The sequence below is a fragment of the Bisbaumannia salifodinae genome (genome assembly GCF_055388505.1).
The window spans coordinates 2,320,762-2,336,602 of sequence record NZ_AP043781.1; the positions used below are offsets into that span (position 1 = coordinate 2,320,762).

A 15,841-nucleotide genomic window follows, 5' to 3' on the forward strand; every position below is an offset into this window, starting at 1 on the left:
GGATATTTGCTCCATATCTGGTACCTATTTTATGACGCTCAAAGATATTTCATATATGACAGTAACTTGAATGTCTTTTAGGGAGACTACATATCCCTTTGATAGCCAGGCAGGTGGGGTGTTGTGGGGGTAGTGCATATACATACATCGGTGTTTGTTGTCCGACTGGACAGCTTCTCTAGGAGCACCAAACATTCCGAAACCAATTCCGAAATTGTTCCGAAACTCTTCCGAAACATCCGAAAAGCCCGTTCCGAACCGTTCCGGTTTCCTTAACCGGACGGATCGGTATTTCGGAATTCGGAATCGGACATGGGTTTTCATGGCAGGAGAGCATGAGGCGGCCGGAGAATTACGGAGCCATGCTCGGCCAGCTTGTCCTTCACCTCACCCCACCGGTTCGGCTTGAACAGCCCTGCGTCGATACAGGCTTGGCGCCAATGGGCGATCTCCACCAAAGGGGGGCGCTCCGCTCCGCCCAGCCGCTCAGCATAATCTGAATACAGCCGTTCCAGCTCACGAAGGGCGGCGGTCTGGTTCTTGCCCCTCCCTGCAGCACCTTTCTTGGGCGGCATATAAGCGGAATCCAATGGCCGGGGGACGCAGCTCCATACCTCCCCGCCTTCCTCGTCGCTCAGAGGCAGGAGAACCCCCTCGAGCTTGAAGGCCTGCAGCCCTGGCGGCTCAGAGTCTTTCATCTCGGTGGCCTCCATGAGCACAGTCCCCAGCTCGTCGCGCTCGACCTTGAATGCCGAATCAATGGCACCCGTGAGGGCGACAGAACCACGGGCACCCCGGGACTGGTCCTTGCCGGTGTGATGAACCACCAGGACAGTGGCCCTCCAGCGCTGGCGGATCCGGTCGAGGTGCTGGACGAAGGTGTTCATGTCCTGCGTCGAGTTCTCGTCACCGCCGAAGTTACGGGCCAGGGTGTCGACGACGATCAGTGCCGGGGGGCCGTGGCGCTCGGCCAAGGTATCGATTGCGACCTGCACTTGGGTCGTTGCGATCTCATCGGTCAAGGGCTGCGCAGAGTTAGAGACGGCTATGGGCGCCTTCGAGAGATCAATCTCTCTGCTGATCCCCCATGCCATGAAACGGCGCGCCAGTCCGTTGTGACCTTCGCCGGCCAGGTAGAACACAGTCGCCTGCTTGACCTGATGGCCGTGCCAGGGGGTGCCGGTGGCCACACAGCAGGCCCAGTCGATCGCCAGGAAGGATTTCCCGCACTTGGGAGGGCCATAGATCAGCCCCAGGCTGTCGGCCTCTAGATGACCCTTGATGAGCCAGTCCGGTGGCCTGACATTGGAGAGCATGTCACCAACCATGGTGAAGCCGGGACTTGGCAGCTTCTCCGCCGCGGCCTTGGTCGCAGGATCCAGGAGCAAGTTCGTCATAGAAGAAGGCCTCCCTGCCACAGGTCGTTGAAGTCGATGGCAGCGTCCGGCTGGACAGGGCTGGGGGCCGGCCATACGCACTGGCCGCCTACTGCTTCCGCTGCGGCCTTGCCGTGGGTCACGCCCGGGTTATCCGGTCGGTGAATGTCGTTGTCTGCCATGATCACGATCGGCACATCGGGATAGCGATTGCGCAGGTTCAAGGCCACAGGCTTAAGATTCCCGCAGTCCATCGCTGCTGCCACCGCGCAGCCATACGCCAGGTGAATACTGATCGCCGTGGCCACGCCTTCGCAGACCACTAGGCGGTCGCCGATGTGACCGATGGCGAAATAGGCGCCCTGCTTCTTCGCGCCAGCCAGGAAGCGCTTGCGGCCATCAGGGTCGATGGTCTGGTAATTGACGATGCGCCGCCCGTCGGTCATCGCCGCCACCAACTTCGTGCCCTGCTGCTTTAGGCCGATGGGTTTGATCTTCTTCTTCACCAAGTACGGGTGACCGGAATCGGCCCAGGGCAACCGATGGGCAGCCTGCCGGGCACTCTCGGCGGCCTGGGCCCTTCTGCGCTCTTCCCTGGCCTTGCGATTACGCTTGCGGCGCTCGGCCTCCATGCGGGCTTTGGCGGCCGTCTCGGGGTCAATGGGCCCCTTGGCAAAGACGTTGTGCTGTTCGCCGGTACCCCAATCACCCCAAACAGCGAAGTCGTGATGGCAGACGTACCAAATACGCTTGTTGCCGCGCTTGCCGTCGGGGTGATCGTGGCGGTGAATTTCGCCATCGGCGACGATACTGGTCGAGGCACCAGTCTGTGCTAAAATGGCATCAGCCAGCTTGGCCTCGATAGCGAGTTGGTCCGAGAACGCTTTGTGAACCGCCCACGCTCCCCCAAGCGTCGGCGGTTTTCTTTGCGTATCAGCCATGGGCAACCCCCCCGCCGTTCATCGCAAGCAAAATCTCCTTCTCGGCGAGGACCCCGGTCTTTCTGGCAGCCTCGTGGACCGCTGCGTACATTGGAATTCTCATTTAGCACCTCCAGTAGTTGAAGAGGTGCGGGCCTGCTCCTCGATCCATGCCAGAACATCGTCGGCACGATAGCGAACATGGCGACCGAGTTTGATAAAGCGGGGGCCTTCGCCGGCCCAACGGGCGCGCTCACACCAGGCTGTCGACTTGCCAAGATAGTTGGCAAGGTCGCGCTGATTCATCAGGCGGGGAAGTACGGTAGTTGCTTCGGGGGGAAGGCTACCGCCCTTATATGTGGCGGGTTCGGGGTAGGTGTCCGTGCTGCTCATTGGGTAATACCTCATGCTTGTTCAAGGTATTACCTATTCAATGACACGCCTCCGGCATATTCGTGGGAAACGTTGCATAAGAACTTTTACCCACGGCATTAAGGGCGATAGATTCTAAGAAAACTCCTCCTCCCTTTTTTAGGAGTCTTCGCCTCTTTCCAAGCGCCCTTGGCAGTGGAGACGCTAACACCAGCTGCCGTAGCCATGTAACTCGAAGCATCATTATTTTCGTTTTTCGTTTTCTCATCATTACTGGTGTGGGGTATTTTTAGTATGCCAGCAAGTTCGTCAATAGACTCAACTAGGCAGGCGCGCCCCAAGTCTTTTTTTCCGGCTGCACCGCCTCGCTCTTTCGGTGTTGATCCCATCGCCACCTCAGCCAGTTTGGGTGGCACTCTATCGCCCTGCTCCACCAGCTTTCGGAACACGATACGGCACGCTTCAAATGCCACCCAGTGCCGGGTGGCTTCTTCTATAAGATGGTTGAGTTTCCCGTCCTCGCTTGCGGTATATCTCAATCGGCCATTAGACTCCGCTTCAGCGGCGGCGGCATGGTTGGCACTCCCCGGCAGCATGCGCCACGGCGAAGGCGTCCACTTTTCACCGCTTTCATGCGTTATCTCTACCCCTGTTGCCCATGCGTTGGCCTTAACCAGTGGGTCATAACTACCGCTACGGATATCTGCTTTAGTAATGCCGTACTTGCGAAGATTGCGTTCAAGCACTTCGCGGGCAATTATCATCGCGTGGTCCCGTGAAATGCTCATGCCCGCGTCCTCAACTCGACCACCTGAGCCCCCGGCTCCGGCTGCCCCTTCACCATGCGGTGGAGCATTTCCAGGGCCTCCAGTTTCTCGTCGAAGAACTCGTGGTGCTGATAGTGCTTGCGCTGCACGGTGCCCATGCCATGGCTCAGCAGGTGCGCCAGCACGTCAGATGACACGCGGTAAGGCTTGGCGATCAGGCGCGTCTCGCAGGTGGCGCGGATCGAGCCGGCGGTGAAGGGGCCATTCTCGAGCTCGTCAGCGTCCTTCATCTCGGCACAGATGCGTTTAGCGATGTCGTTCAGGAAGGCGTTATGGATGGGTGTCCGGCCTCCGTCGCAACTGAAGACATACTCACCCCCGCCGGTGATGCGATCGATGGCGTCCAGGGCCTCCGGTAACAGGGGGATGATGTGGATTCGAGGCTCGGTCCTGCGCCCCTTATAATCGAGAATGCGCATAGACGGCGCGTCCCGGTCGATGTCGGCCAGGGTGACGCGGGCGAGCTGCTGCTGGCGCTGGCCGCCGGTCAGGACGTGAAGCATGGCCAGCGAGCGGTGGGGCTCGGGAAGGGCCTGCACGCGCCGCCAGTAGGCCCTGAACTCGGCCAGAGACAGCGCCCGGTCCTTGGCCTTGCTGCTACCCTTCACCTTGCGCATGTCGCGGGCAGGATTGAAGGTGATCTTGAGCCGACGCATCGATGCTGGCATATTCGCGTCGCCATGGGCGTTAATGGCCTCGCTGTAGGCGGTGCGAATATAGCTGCGGATCTTGTCCGCCTGCCGCGGCTTCTTGGCATCTACCAGGGCACCAACGATGACCATGCAGTCATGGAGATCAATCTCGGCAGCGGGCTTGGCCCAAAGGCGCGGGTGAGCACTCTTGATATCGCGGGCAATCTGGTTCTTGACGTTGCGCGCCGACACCTTGCCCTGGCTCTCCAGTAGCTCGACATAGGCGGCCATCAAGTCCCCAAGCGTTGGCGCGGTCGCGGCGGTAGCGTGCTTGGGTGGGCTCGGATCCTGGCCCAGCTCCAGCATGGAGGCGATGCGCTTGGCGTCCTTGCGGGCCGTTTCGGCCGTCACCTTGCCCAGCTTGCCGATGGTGACCTTCTTCGCTTTGCCGTGGAGTCGGCCTTGATAGAAGAAGGTGCGGGAGCCGCCCGGCGAGACGCGGACGCCGAAACCCACGATGTCGCTGTCCCAGACGATGATCTGCTTGTCCGGTTCGGGCGCCAGAGCCTCCACAGTGGTCTTGCTCAGCTTCAGTTTCATGGCGAGTCCCTCGGGCGGGATATGTAGCGAATATGTAGCAGCCGACTTCAAAACTAAGTGCGTCACCTAGGGACTCAGTATAGGATAAGGTCTTGAGAAATGGCAATTCTGTGGTGCTACATAAAACGGATTCAAAGGAGGCTACATGGACTTAAAATCTCTCGGTGGCAACACCGTGCCGGTTCGAGCCCGGCTCCGGGCACCATCATCGATTCGATGAGCCATTCGCTCCGGGGCACCCCTCGATGACATCGTTTCGCCTACGCGACCCCTACTTCAACCACCGTCACAGGCGGCCCATCCATGCGCTGCGCATCTGTGCCGCGGTGGCAATCACCTATCTGATCATCACCCTGTTGCCGATTCCGCATGGCAGCTGGGCCCTGGTCAGCACCGTCATGGTCATGGGCAACCTGCCGCATATCGGCGGCGTCCTGGACAAGGCCAAACAGCGCCTGCTGGGCACCGTCCTCGGCGTCGGCTGGGGCGTGCTGGCCACCCTGGTGCCCGACCCGCCCCCCGGCCTGCTGCCCGCCTGGCTCCTGCTCGGCATCGCCCTGGCCACCTATATCACCTTCGGCAAGCGCCACGCCTATGGCGGCCTGATGTTCTCCATCAGCCTGCTGCTGGTGGCCGGTGACGGTCACCAGGACCTGCCGCTCGCCCTCTGGCGGGGTTTCGACGTGCTGCTGGGCTCCTGCGTGGGCCTGACGGTGACCCTGGTCCTGCTGCCCCAGAAGGCCACCGATGTGCTGCGCTTCCTGCTCGCCGAGAACCTGGACACCATGGCCCGGCTCTACCACGCCCACACCAGCGCCACTACGGCCTCCGGCCCCGATACCCGCGAGCTGCTCAAGACCACCAGCGGCCTGCTGGTCAAGCAGCGCGGCCTGGTGGACGCCATCCACAGCGAGCGCCGCCTCAAGCGCCGCGAGCTGGATGGCCTGATCTCCCTGCAGCGGCGCATGCTCTCCACCATCGAGCTGCTGCTGGAGAGCCACTGGAACACCCGCTCCGGCCATGAACGCATCGAAGCCATGACGGGACTCAGGGAGACCCAGCATACCCTGGCCCGAGTCCTGGGCAGCCTGGCCTACCAGGTGCGCACCGGCCACCCCATCCAGGTGGACAACATCACCTTCGATCTCCAGCGTTACGCCGATCAGGCCCAGGGCGGACGCACCGAGGATGGTCGGCTGCTCTTCAGCCCGAGTGGCTACCTGTGGTTGAATCGAGAATTGGCGCGCCTGACCCAGGCCCTGGCCGCGGATCTCGGCAAGCTGCGCCGCCTGCCCAGCCGGCGCCTGAGGCGCCGCGCCAAACGCCATACCCTGATTACCCCAGCCAAGGAGAAGCGCCGCCCATGAGCTCCCCCGCCGAACGCGTCCTGGTCATCGGCGGCGGCGTCGCCGGCCTCGCCCTGGCGCTGGACCTGGCCGATCATCGCCCCGTCACCCTGCTGCGCCCGGCCAGCGACGACGCCGGCGCCAGCCGCTGGGCCCAGGGCGGCATCGCCGCGGTGCTGGACCCCGCCGACGATACCGAGGCCCATGTGGCGGACACCCTGATCGCGGGTGCCGGCCTGTGCGACGAGGCCGCCGTGCGCTTTACCGTGGCGCAGGGGCCGGCGGCCATCGCCTGGCTGCTCGAGCTCGGCGTGCCCTTTACCCGGGACCCGCGACCCGAGGCGCCCTACCCCTATCATCTGACCCGGGAGGGTGGCCACGGCGCCCGGCGCATCATCCATGCCGAGGATGCCACCGGTCGCGCGGTGATCGACACCCTGGTCGCCCGGGTAGAGGCCCACCCGCATATCACCCGGCATCCGACGCTGACCGCCATCGGCCTGCTCGCCGATACGAGCGGCGCCTGCCGCGGCGCCCGCTGCCTCGACGACCGAGGCGAAGAGACACTCCTGCTGGCCGGCGACACGGTGCTCGCCAGCGGTGGCGCCAGCGGCCTCTATCGCCACACTACCAGCCCCTGCCCCACCCGCGGCGAGGGGATGCTGATGGCCGCGGAACTCGGCGCCCGGCTGATGAACCTGGAGTTCCAGCAGTTCCACCCCACCTGCCTCTACGACCCCCAAGGCGCGCCCTTCTTGATCAGCGAGGCGGTGCGCGGCGAGGGTGGCATCCTGCGCAACCGGGCCGGCGAGCGCTTTATGCCGGCCATCGACCCACGGGCAGAGCTGGCGCCCCGGGATATCGTCGCCCGAGCCATCGACGCCCAGATCCAGCACGATGGCGGCGAGCATGTGTGGCTGGATATCAGCCACCTGCCGGCCCAGACGATCCAGCACCTCTTTCCCACCATCCACGCCCACTGCCTGGGTCGCGGCCTGGATATCACCCAGGCGCCGATCCCGGTGGTGCCCGCCGCCCACTACAGCTGCGGCGGCGTGGTCACCGACCTGGAGGGCGCCACCGAGGTGGCGCACCTGTATGCCATCGGCGAGGTGGCGGCCACCGGCTTGCATGGCGCCAACCGCATGGCCAGCAACTCCCTGCTGGAGTGCCTGGTCTTCGCCCGGGCCGCGGCCCGGGCCTTGCGCCAGCCGCCCCTCGACTGGCAGCCCCCCGAGCCACTGGCCCCGGCGACCGGGCCGGCGGTAGCGCCGGACACCATAGCGGCCCTGCAGGAAGAACTCGGCGAGGTAATGAGTCGCCGGGTCGCCATCGTCCGCGACGACGCCGGCCTGGCCGAGGCCGACAGCCAGCTGCGCGAGCTAGGGGAGAGGGTCACCCACCTCTGGCACCATCACAGGCCCAGCCCGGCGCTGGCCAGTCTCTGGCACTCGCTGCGCCTGGCACGCCTCACCGTGGGCCTGGCCCAGGCGCGCCGGGAGTCCCGGGGCTTGCATTTCAACCGCGATTGCCCGGATACCGCCACCGAGGCCAGGCCCTCGACGATCCGCCTGGGCGATCTCGACTAGCCCCGGGAGCCCGGGGCCCTCTTGGCCGCCTCAACCGGGACTGCCCGGACACCCGCCGCCGAGGCCAGGCTCTCGACGATCCGCCTGGGCGATCTCGACTAGCCCCGGGAGCCCGGGGCCCTCTTGGCCGCCTCAACCGGGACTGCCCGGACACCCGCCGCCGAGGCCAGGCCCTCGACGATCCGCCTGGGCGATCTCGACTAGCCCCGGGAGCCCGGGGCCCTCTTGGCCGCCTCAACCGGGACTGCCCGGACACCCGCCGCCGAGGCCAGGCCCTCGACGATCCGCCTGGGCGATCTCGACTAGATCATCCCGCGACGCACAACCAGCAGCCGCCGCAGTCGGCGCCGCGCATCGGTACCGGCGCTATCCGGCCACACCCAGAACCGTCGGCGCCCCAGACGCAGGCCGATCAGCCAGGGCCCCAGGTAGTCGCAGCGCAGGCCGACGCGCCGCCACTCGCCTCGCGGCTCGGCCCACTCCCACTCGCCACCCTCGCCGATGGGCACGAAACGCAGCCGCCCGCCAGGGCGGCGCCTGGCCTGCCAGCCGAACGCCACCACAAACGATAGCGCCGCCAGGGCGGCGATCCCCGGCGGCGCATGCAAGGCCAACAACACAAGAGTGCCGCCATCGATCACCAGCGGCGGCAGCAGCGCCAGCCTAGAGGGCGCGAAACTGATCGCGATCGCCGTGCTCGGCATGCTCGATGATCCGGGTGACGATGCGCCGCAGTGCCGGCGCCTCGGGGGGCTCGCGACGCATCAGCCAGACGAACAGGTCCTGGTCCTCCTCCTCCAGCAGGGCCCGGTAGGCCGCGCGATCGTCGGCATCAAGCTCGCCGTAACACCGCTCGAGAAAGGGCACCAGCAGCAGATCCAGCTCCCACATGCCACGCCGGGAATGCCAGTAGAGCCGCTTGCGCTCGACATCTTCTAAGGGGGTCGCTTCGCTCAAGAGAGAACCTCGGACAAGTCTTGGGAATGTCCACGCATTATAACCGAGGCGGCGGCCGCGAGCCCAAACCTCGCCCCTCACCGCCCCCCTTTCGACCATCGTGTTGTAGTTCGTTGTTTTATCACGATTTGCGCAGTATGCTGAGTACAAACAAGAGCCGCAGACACGGCATTGCCCTTGGAGAAACGCCGATGACCAAGTCCGAGTTGATCGAGCAGATCGCCATGCGACAGCCGGAGCTGTCGATCAAGGAAGTCGAGGCCGCCGTCAGAATCATTCTCGACGACATCACCAATACCCTGGCCGACGGGGGCCGCGTCGAGATCCGCGGCTTCGGCAGCTTCTCCCTGCACTATCGGGAGCCGCGGGTCGGCCGCAACCCCAAGACCGGCGATCCGGTCGCCCTGGACGGTAAATTCGTGCCACACTTCAAGCCCGGCAAGGAGCTGCGCGAGCAGGTCAATGCCAGCCGTGCCCTGGGATACTGAGGGCGAAGGGCGCCCTGCGCCATGACGACAGACACGATTCGAAGGAAGCTCCATGCGTTGGTTAAAAGGCGTCATCCTGGCCGTTATCCTGGTGGCGGTGCTGTTGATCGGCATCCTCTTCGCCGTCAACAATCAGCAGGCCCTGCCCCTCAACCTGATCTGGGTCGAACTCCCCCCCGCCTCCCTCTCGGTATGGCTGCTGGCCGCCCTGGCCTGTGGCGTGCTGCTGGGGATGCTCGCCATGACCGGTGTCTACCTGCGCCTGCGCACCCTGCTGACTCGCGCCCAGCGCCATAACCAGCAGCAGCGCAAGGAGTTGGACCGGCTGCGCGTCCAGGAGCTCAAGGAACTGCCCTGAATGATGGATCTTCTGCTGCTGGCCCTGTTGTTGGCAGCGGTGGCCATCGGCTGGTGGCTGGGCCGACGCAGTGCCGCGAGTCACGAGGGGGAAACCTCCCAGGGGCGCCTGTCCCGGGACTATTTCGTGGGGCTCAACTTCCTGCTTAACGAGGAGCCCGACCGCGCCATCGAGACCTTCGTCAACGCCCTGGAAGTCAACAGCGACACCATCGAGACCCATATCGCCCTGGGCAGCCTGTTTCGCGCCCGGGGCGAAGCCGACCGCTCGGTAAAGATCCATCAGAACCTGCTGGCGCGCCCGACCCTGACCCCCGCCCAGGGGCAGCGGGTGCAGCTCGAACTCTCCCGCGACTTCCTCAAGCTCGGCCTCCACGACCGCGCCGAACGCCTGCTGCAGGGACTGATTCGCGAGGCCCAGGACGAGGAACTGCGCCTGGCCGCCAAGCGCCTGCTGGTCGACCTGCTGGAGCGGGAGAAGGCCTGGCAGGCGGCCGTCGAGGTGGCGGTTCCGGAACTGGTGCGCCAACAGGAGGGGTTGCGCCGCGCCGCCAGCCATTGGCTCTGCGAACTCGCCGAGCAGGAACTGCAGGGCGCCAGCCCCGGTCCGGCCCGCAAGCACCTGCGCCAGGCACTCGGCATCGACGCCCAGTGCGTGCGGGCCACCTGGCTGCTGGCCCGCCTCGAGCACGATACCGGCCACTACAAGGCCGAGGCCAAGCTGCTCAGGCGCATCCCCGACCAGGACCTCGACTTCGCCCCCCTCATCCTCGAGCCCCTGGCGGAGGCCTACCGCCGCCTGGAGGACCCGCAGGGCTTCGAGGCCTATCTGCAGACGCTGATCGGGCGTGCGCCCTTCACCAGCGCCTTGCTGGCCCTGGCCCAGAGCCATCAACGACGGGAAGGCAATGCCGCCGCCGAGACCTTTATTCGCGAGCAACTGGCGAGCACTCCCAGCCTGCGCGCCCTGGACTATCTGATGGATCTCTATGCACGCAATGCCGACGCCGCGGAGCGGGAGCGCATCGAGCTGCTCAAGCAGCACACCCAGGCGCTACTGGCTCGCCACCCGCGCTATCGCTGTCGAAGCTGCGGCTTTTCCGGCGAACAGCTGCACTGGCAGTGCCCCAGTTGTCGTCAGTGGGGCACCACCAAGCCCATTACCGGCATCGAAGGGGAGTGACGAAGGGAAGGGATCAAGCCCCGGCCAGCTCCGCCTCGATAGCGGCCAGGGCCGCCATGGGCTCGTCGGCCTGGGTGACCGGCCGCCCCACCACCAGGTGGGTACTGCCCGCCGCCATGGCCTGAGCCGGGGTCAGGACACGCCGCTGATCCCCTGTCTCGGCGAAGCTGGGTCGAATGCCCGGCGTCACCTTGAGGAAGGCGTCACCGCACAGCTCGCGGAGCCGCGTCGCTTCCTGAGCCGAGCAGACCACCCCGTCCATGCCGCTGGCCTGGGCCAACTGCGCCAGATGCTCCACCTGCTGGGCCGGCGAGACCGCCACCCCCACCTCGGCGAGATCCTCCGCCTCCATGCTGGTCAGCACGGTGACGGCAATCAGCTGGGTCGAGAGGCGATGCCGGTCGAGTCGCTCCCGGGCCGCCTCCATCATCCGCCGACCGCCCCCGGCATGCACATTGACCATCCATACTCCCAGCTCCGCCGCCGCCTGAACGGCACCGGCCACGGTGTTGGGAATATCGTGGAACTTGAGATCGAGGAATACCTCGAAGCCGCGGCCATGCAGGGCCTCCAGCACGTCGGGCCCGCTACGGGTAAAGAGCTCCTTGCCCACCTTGAGCCGGCAACGCGCCGGGTCGAGCTGGTCGGCCAGGCACAGGGCCGCATCCAGGGACGGGAAATCCAGGGCAATGATCAGGGGGGAGTCGGTGGACATGGGGGCAGGCATCTCCTCGGCGTATCAATTAGCGCTCCAGTATACCAGCCAGGCCTGGTTGCGTCGGCCAGCACGAGCCGCCAATCTCCGATAGCGAAAATCGGCGACGGCTGACAGCACCGAAAAGGCTAGGGACTAGGGTTAACATGTAACCAGAGGTTACACATACCCCCATCACCGTTACGGAGAATGGATGATGAAAACCTCCTTACAAATACTGCTCTTCGCCCTGCTGGTGGGCCTGGCCCCGCTGGCCCTGGCCCAGGAGATGGCCCCCATCAACGTCAATCAGGCCGATGCGGAAATGCTCGCCGAGCTGCCCGGCATCGGCGCCGCCAAGGCCCAGGCCATTATCGAGGACCGCGAGGCCAATGGCCCCTTCAGCGACCCCGACGACCTGACCCGGGTCAGCGGCATCGGCCCGGCCACCGTGGAGACCATGCGCGATCAACTGGAGTTCTGACCCATGCCCGGGGGCCGCCGCCCCCGGGCTTCTCTTCCTTCTTTCCTTCAGATCCTCAGGCCACCGTCGCATTCGATGACGCGACCGGTAACAATGCGGGCATTATCGAATGCCCCCGGAACCTCTCCCTAATGACGGTCAGATCCTCAGGCCGCCATCACACTCAATGACCCGACCGGTGAAGTAGGTATTGTTGAAGATAAAGGCCACGCTCTCGGCGATATCCTCCGGCCGGCCCAGTTGGCCCAGGGGAATCCCCTTGGCGATCTTCTCCAGCATCTCGGGGCGAATCGCCGCCGTCATATCGGTCTCGATAAAGCCCGGCGCCACGGCGCCCACCCGCACCCCATGACGGGCCAACTCCTTGGCCCAGGTCACGGTCAACGCCGTCACCCCCGCCTTGGCCGCGGCATAGTTGCTCTGGCCCATGTTACCGGCCCGGGAGATGCTGGAGATATTGACGATCACCCCGCCCCGGCCGGCCTCCACCATCTGCAGGGCCGCCGCCTGGCCACACAGGAAGACCCCGGTCAGGTTGACGTCGATCACCTGCTGCCACTGGCTCAACGAGAGCCCCTTCTCTACCTTGCCGTCCCTGGCCTTGATCAGCAGGCCATCGCGGGTGATACCGGCATTGTTGACCAGCCCCTGTACCGGGCCCATCCGGGCGGCGATATCGCCGAAGGCCTGGGTCACCGAGGCCTCGTCGGCCACGTCGGCGACGAACGCCTGGGCCTCGACACCGGCCTCGGCCAGGATTCCCACGGCGGCATCCAGGGCCTCGGCCTCGCGATCCAACAGCGCCAGCCGGACGCCCTGCTGGCCCAGGCGCCGGGCCATGGCCAACCCCAGCCCGCGGGCCCCACCGGTAATGGCGATCACCGCCTTGTCCATCTGCATAAGTCTTCTCCTCAAAATGTCCGGGATGATGACGGAGCCTGTCCGCCAACCCACTATTCTTTTGTGCAACGCAGCAACCTCTATAAGCTAGCACGCGTTGAAAAACTCGCACAGGGAGAATGCCTTGAAATCCCGTCTCACCACCCGCATTTCCTTGCCAACGACATCGCCGGAGGCACCATGCCTTTTCTCCTTCTCTTTACCCTCTTCGCCCTGCTCGACTTCGTGATTCTCTTCTCGGTGGGCAGCCAGATCGGCTTGCTGGCCACCCTGCTGATGGTGCTGGCCACCGGCTTTATCGGCCTGCACCTGATTCGCCGCGAGGGCGTCGCCACCCTGGCGCGAGCCCAGGAACGCTTCGCTCGCGGCGAGGTGCCCACCGGCGAACTGCTCACCGGGGCGGCACTGATCTTCGGCGGCGCCCTGCTGATGGCACCGGGCTTTCTTTCCGACGGCCTGGGCCTGCTGTGCCTGATTCCCGATGCCCGGCGCCTGCTCGGCAAGGGGCTGGCGCGCCTGGGGCTGCGCTTTCAGGCCGCGCCGATGGGCGCCGGCAGCCGCCAGCGCCCCCAGGCCGACGACTGGCATCAGGCCGGACGCGATAGCGGCGAGCACACCGCTCGGGCCAACCCCCAGGATGGCCCCCTGGAAGGCGACTTTATTCCCCGTAGCGACGCGCGTCGCTGAGTGGCCCCGGATGAAAAAATTTTCCTCCGGGGCCTTGAAAGCCATTCGCCCGCCCCCACTGTTGGGCTAGCAACGGTTTCGGCTCGGCGCCCCGGCGGCGAGCCAACGACACGGAAGGCATTCGCCTTCACTTCGCGGCCCCGCTGCGGAGCCGGTAACGACCACCGTCACGCCAGGCGTGACACAGCCAACCCTCAGGAGTACGTGAGCAATGAATATCCGTCCTCTGCACGATCGCGTCATCATCCGTCGCGTTGAAGAAGAACAGAAGACCGCTGGCGGCATCGTGCTTCCGGGCAATGCCCAGGAAAAACCGACGCGTGGCGAGGTCCTCGCCGTCGGTAACGGCCGGATTCTCGATAACGGCGAAGTGCGCCCCCTGGACGTCAAGGTCGGCGACACCGTGATCTTCAAGGAGGGCTTCGGCGTCGAGAAGCAGAAGATCGACGGCGAAGAGGTCCTGATCATGAGTGAGTCCGATATCCTCGCCGTGGTGGAAGGCTAAGCCCCAGAGTCCGCCAAACGACGTTCAGCGTTCTTGTTTGACAACCGATCAATAGGAAGTAACGAAAAATGGCAGCGAAACAGGTCAAGTTTTCCGACGACGCCCGTAAGCGCATGGCTCGTGGCGTGGATGTCCTCGCCAACGCCGTGAAGGCCACCCTGGGGCCCAAGGGCCGCAACGTGGTGCTGGAGAAGTCCTTCGGCGCCCCCACCGTCACCAAGGACGGCGTTTCCGTGGCCAAGGAAATCGAACTGAAGGACAGGTTCGAGAACATGGGCGCCCAGATGGTCAAGGAAGTCGCTTCCAAGACCTCCGACGTGGCCGGTGACGGCACCACCACCGCCACCGTGCTGGCTCAGGCCATCATCAATGAGGGCCTGAAGGGCGTGACCGCCGGCATGAACCCGATGGACCTCAAGCGCGGCATCGACAAGGCCGTGATCGCCGCGGTCAAGGAGATCCAGGCCCTGGCCGTGCCCTGCACCGACTCCAAGGCGATCGCCCAGGTCGGCACCATCTCCGCCAACGGCGACGCCCGCATCGGCGAGATCATCGCCGAGGCCATGGAGAAGGTCGGCAAGGAAGGCGTGATCACCGTCGACGAGGGTCGTGGCTTCGAGGACGAGCTGGAAGTCGTGGAAGGCATGCAGTTCGACCGCGGCTACCTCTCCCCGTACTTCGTCACCAACCAAGACACCATGGCCGTCGAGCTGGAAGACCCCTTCCTGCTGCTGGTGGACAAGAAGATCTCCAACATCCGCGAACTGCTGCCGGTGCTGGAAGCCGTCGCCAAGGCCGGCAAGCCGCTGGTGATCATCGCCGAGGACATCGAAGGCGAGGCCCTGGCCACCCTGGTGGTCAACACCATGCGCGGTATCGTCAAGGTCGCCGCCGCCAAGGCGCCGGGCTTCGGTGATCGTCGCAAGGCCATGCTGCAGGATATCGCCATCCTGACCAACGGCACCGTGATCTCCGAGGAGGTCGGCCTGAACCTCGAGCAGGCCACCCTGGACCACCTGGGCAGCGCCAAGCGCGTGACCATGTCCAAGGAGAACACCACCATCATCGACGGCGCCGGTGCCGAGGGCGATATCGAGGCCCGCGTCAACCAGATCCGCGCCCAGATCGAGGAGACCTCCTCCGACTATGATCGTGAGAAGCTCCAGGAGCGCGTCGCCAAGCTGGCCGGCGGTGTCGCCGTGATCCGCGTCGGTGCCGCCACCGAAGTGGAGATGAAGGAGAAGAAGGCCCGCGTCGAGGACGCCCTGCACTCCACCCGCGCCGCCGTCGAAGAAGGCGTGGTGCCTGGTGGCGGTACCGCCCTGGTGCGCGTGCTGACCAAGGTGGCCGGCCTGAGCGGCGACAACGACGACCAGACCCACGGCATCAACATGGCCCTGCGCGCCATGGAAGCCCCGCTGCGTCAGATCGTCACCAACGCCGGCGAAGAGGCCTCCGTGGTCATCAACCGCGTCAAGGATGGCGAAGGTAACTTCGGTTACAACGCCCAGACCGGCGAGTTCGGCGACCTCTTCGAGATGGGCGTGCTGGATCCGGCCAAGGTGACCCGTTCTGCCCTGCAGTCCGCCGGTTCCGTGGCCGGCCTGATGGTCACCACCGAGTGCATGGTGGCCGACGATCCGGAAGAGAAGGAAGCCGCCGCTCCGGATATGGGCGGCATGGGTGGCATGGGCGGCATGATGTAGTGCGACGAGAGTCGCTTAGGTAGCTAGCCTAGCGGGCTACATCATTGTGGTCACCGACCCTAGAGTCGGTGGCCACACACCCGCAGAAAAAGCAATTTGCTAAACCCGGTATCCGGGGCTTCTCAAGACCCGGATACCGGTCACCTGTAACTAGGGTGTACCGTTCTCGGTGTCTGGGGGAAACCCCGAGTCCTCGCCTCACGGCGACGGATAGATCA

18 protein-coding genes are annotated in these 15,841 nt (G+C 64.8%); 9 read left to right on the forward strand and 9 right to left on the reverse strand.

Annotated features, from left to right (window positions below):
• Positions 1-320: 320 nt before the first annotated feature.
• From ACZ5EF_RS10610 to ACZ5EF_RS10630, 5 genes are all read right to left on the reverse strand, one after another.
• The gene (locus ACZ5EF_RS10610; RefSeq protein WP_346063584.1) at positions 321-1,397 is read right to left on the reverse strand and encodes an AAA family ATPase; all 1,077 of its coding nucleotides are present in this window, start codon (positions 1,395-1,397) and stop codon (positions 321-323) included.
• Positions 1,394-2,317, reverse strand: a complete 924-nt coding sequence (locus tag ACZ5EF_RS10615; RefSeq protein WP_346063583.1) for a toprim domain-containing protein — start codon at positions 2,315-2,317, stop codon at positions 1,394-1,396. The genes ACZ5EF_RS10610 and ACZ5EF_RS10615 overlap by 4 nt, the downstream gene beginning before the upstream one ends.
• A 99-nt stretch (positions 2,318-2,416) precedes the next feature.
• On the reverse strand, positions 2,417-2,689 hold the full coding sequence (locus ACZ5EF_RS10620) for a helix-turn-helix transcriptional regulator (RefSeq protein ID WP_346063582.1): 273 nt from the start codon (positions 2,687-2,689) through the stop codon (positions 2,417-2,419).
• Between the two features lie 98 nt (positions 2,690-2,787).
• Complete coding sequence (locus ACZ5EF_RS10625) at positions 2,788-3,456, reverse strand: hypothetical protein (protein ID WP_346063581.1); 669 nt, start codon at positions 3,454-3,456, stop codon at positions 2,788-2,790.
• Complete coding sequence (locus tag ACZ5EF_RS10630) at positions 3,453-4,727, reverse strand: tyrosine-type recombinase/integrase (protein ID WP_346063580.1); 1,275 nt, start codon at positions 4,725-4,727, stop codon at positions 3,453-3,455. The genes ACZ5EF_RS10625 and ACZ5EF_RS10630 overlap by 4 nt, the downstream gene beginning before the upstream one ends.
• 245 nt (positions 4,728-4,972) lie before the next feature.
• Between ACZ5EF_RS10630 and ACZ5EF_RS10635 the strand changes: the two genes are divergently transcribed.
• Together ACZ5EF_RS10635 and nadB are read left to right on the forward strand one after the other, a co-directional pair.
• Complete coding sequence (locus tag ACZ5EF_RS10635; protein WP_346063579.1) at positions 4,973-6,094, forward strand: FUSC family protein; 1,122 nt, start codon at positions 4,973-4,975, stop codon at positions 6,092-6,094.
• A complete protein-coding gene (gene nadB, locus ACZ5EF_RS10640; protein ID WP_346063578.1) occupies positions 6,091-7,662 on the forward strand; it encodes an L-aspartate oxidase in 1,572 nt (523 codons plus the stop codon). The genes ACZ5EF_RS10635 and nadB overlap by 4 nt, the downstream gene beginning before the upstream one ends.
• A 302-nt stretch (positions 7,663-7,964) precedes the next feature.
• Here the strand turns inward: nadB and ACZ5EF_RS10645 are convergent, their stop codons facing one another.
• Positions 7,965-8,366 (reverse strand): protein YgfX, encoded by a 402-nt coding sequence (locus tag ACZ5EF_RS10645; protein WP_346063577.1) that lies wholly within the window; start codon positions 8,364-8,366, stop codon positions 7,965-7,967.
• Positions 8,326-8,619: an FAD assembly factor SdhE gene (locus ACZ5EF_RS10650; protein ID WP_379729823.1), complete on the reverse strand. Its 294-nt coding sequence runs from the start codon at positions 8,617-8,619 to the stop codon at positions 8,326-8,328. The genes ACZ5EF_RS10645 and ACZ5EF_RS10650 overlap by 41 nt, the downstream gene beginning before the upstream one ends.
• 191 nt (positions 8,620-8,810) lie before the next feature.
• Between ACZ5EF_RS10650 and ACZ5EF_RS10655 the strand changes: the two genes are divergently transcribed.
• From ACZ5EF_RS10655 to lapB, 3 genes are read left to right on the forward strand one after another with little or no spacing between them, the layout of a single operon-like run.
• Positions 8,811-9,107 carry an integration host factor subunit beta gene (locus ACZ5EF_RS10655; RefSeq protein WP_230086121.1) on the forward strand — a complete coding sequence of 99 codons (297 nt, stop codon included), beginning with the start codon at positions 8,811-8,813 and terminating at the stop codon, positions 9,105-9,107.
• A gap of 52 nt (positions 9,108-9,159) precedes the next feature.
• A complete protein-coding gene (locus tag ACZ5EF_RS10660; protein ID WP_346063576.1) occupies positions 9,160-9,465 on the forward strand; it encodes a LapA family protein in 306 nt (101 codons plus the stop codon).
• On the forward strand, positions 9,466-10,647 hold the full coding sequence (gene lapB, locus ACZ5EF_RS10665) for a lipopolysaccharide assembly protein LapB (protein ID WP_346063575.1): 1,182 nt from the start codon (positions 9,466-9,468) through the stop codon (positions 10,645-10,647).
• 13 nt (positions 10,648-10,660) lie between these two features.
• Here lapB and pyrF read toward each other — a convergent pair whose 3' ends face one another.
• Positions 10,661-11,362 (reverse strand): orotidine-5'-phosphate decarboxylase, encoded by a 702-nt coding sequence (pyrF, locus tag ACZ5EF_RS10670; RefSeq protein WP_346063574.1) that lies wholly within the window; start codon positions 11,360-11,362, stop codon positions 10,661-10,663.
• A gap of 196 nt (positions 11,363-11,558) precedes the next feature.
• Here pyrF and ACZ5EF_RS10675 point away from each other — a divergent pair, with 196 nt between their 5' ends.
• Positions 11,559-11,825, forward strand: a complete 267-nt coding sequence (locus ACZ5EF_RS10675; RefSeq protein WP_346063591.1) for a ComEA family DNA-binding protein — start codon at positions 11,559-11,561, stop codon at positions 11,823-11,825.
• Positions 11,826-11,963: 138 nt separating this feature from the next.
• Here ACZ5EF_RS10675 and ACZ5EF_RS10680 read toward each other — a convergent pair whose 3' ends face one another.
• Entirely contained in the window at positions 11,964-12,725 is a 762-nt protein-coding gene (locus tag ACZ5EF_RS10680; protein ID WP_346063573.1) for an SDR family oxidoreductase, read from the reverse strand.
• Positions 12,726-12,905: 180 nt separating this feature from the next.
• Between ACZ5EF_RS10680 and ACZ5EF_RS10685 the strand changes: the two genes are divergently transcribed.
• The 3 genes from ACZ5EF_RS10685 to groL all read left to right on the forward strand — a co-directional run bounded on the left by ACZ5EF_RS10685 (position 12,906) and on the right by groL (position 15,623).
• On the forward strand, positions 12,906-13,412 hold the full coding sequence (locus ACZ5EF_RS10685) for an FxsA family protein (protein ID WP_346063572.1): 507 nt from the start codon (positions 12,906-12,908) through the stop codon (positions 13,410-13,412).
• Between the two features lie 211 nt (positions 13,413-13,623).
• Positions 13,624-13,917, forward strand: coding sequence for a co-chaperone GroES (locus tag ACZ5EF_RS10690; RefSeq protein ID WP_195859678.1), 294 nt, complete (start codon positions 13,624-13,626; stop codon positions 13,915-13,917).
• A gap of 68 nt (positions 13,918-13,985) precedes the next feature.
• Positions 13,986-15,623 (forward strand): chaperonin GroEL, encoded by a 1,638-nt coding sequence (gene groL / locus ACZ5EF_RS10695; protein ID WP_346063571.1) that lies wholly within the window; start codon positions 13,986-13,988, stop codon positions 15,621-15,623.
• Positions 15,624-15,841 lie beyond the last annotated feature (218 nt).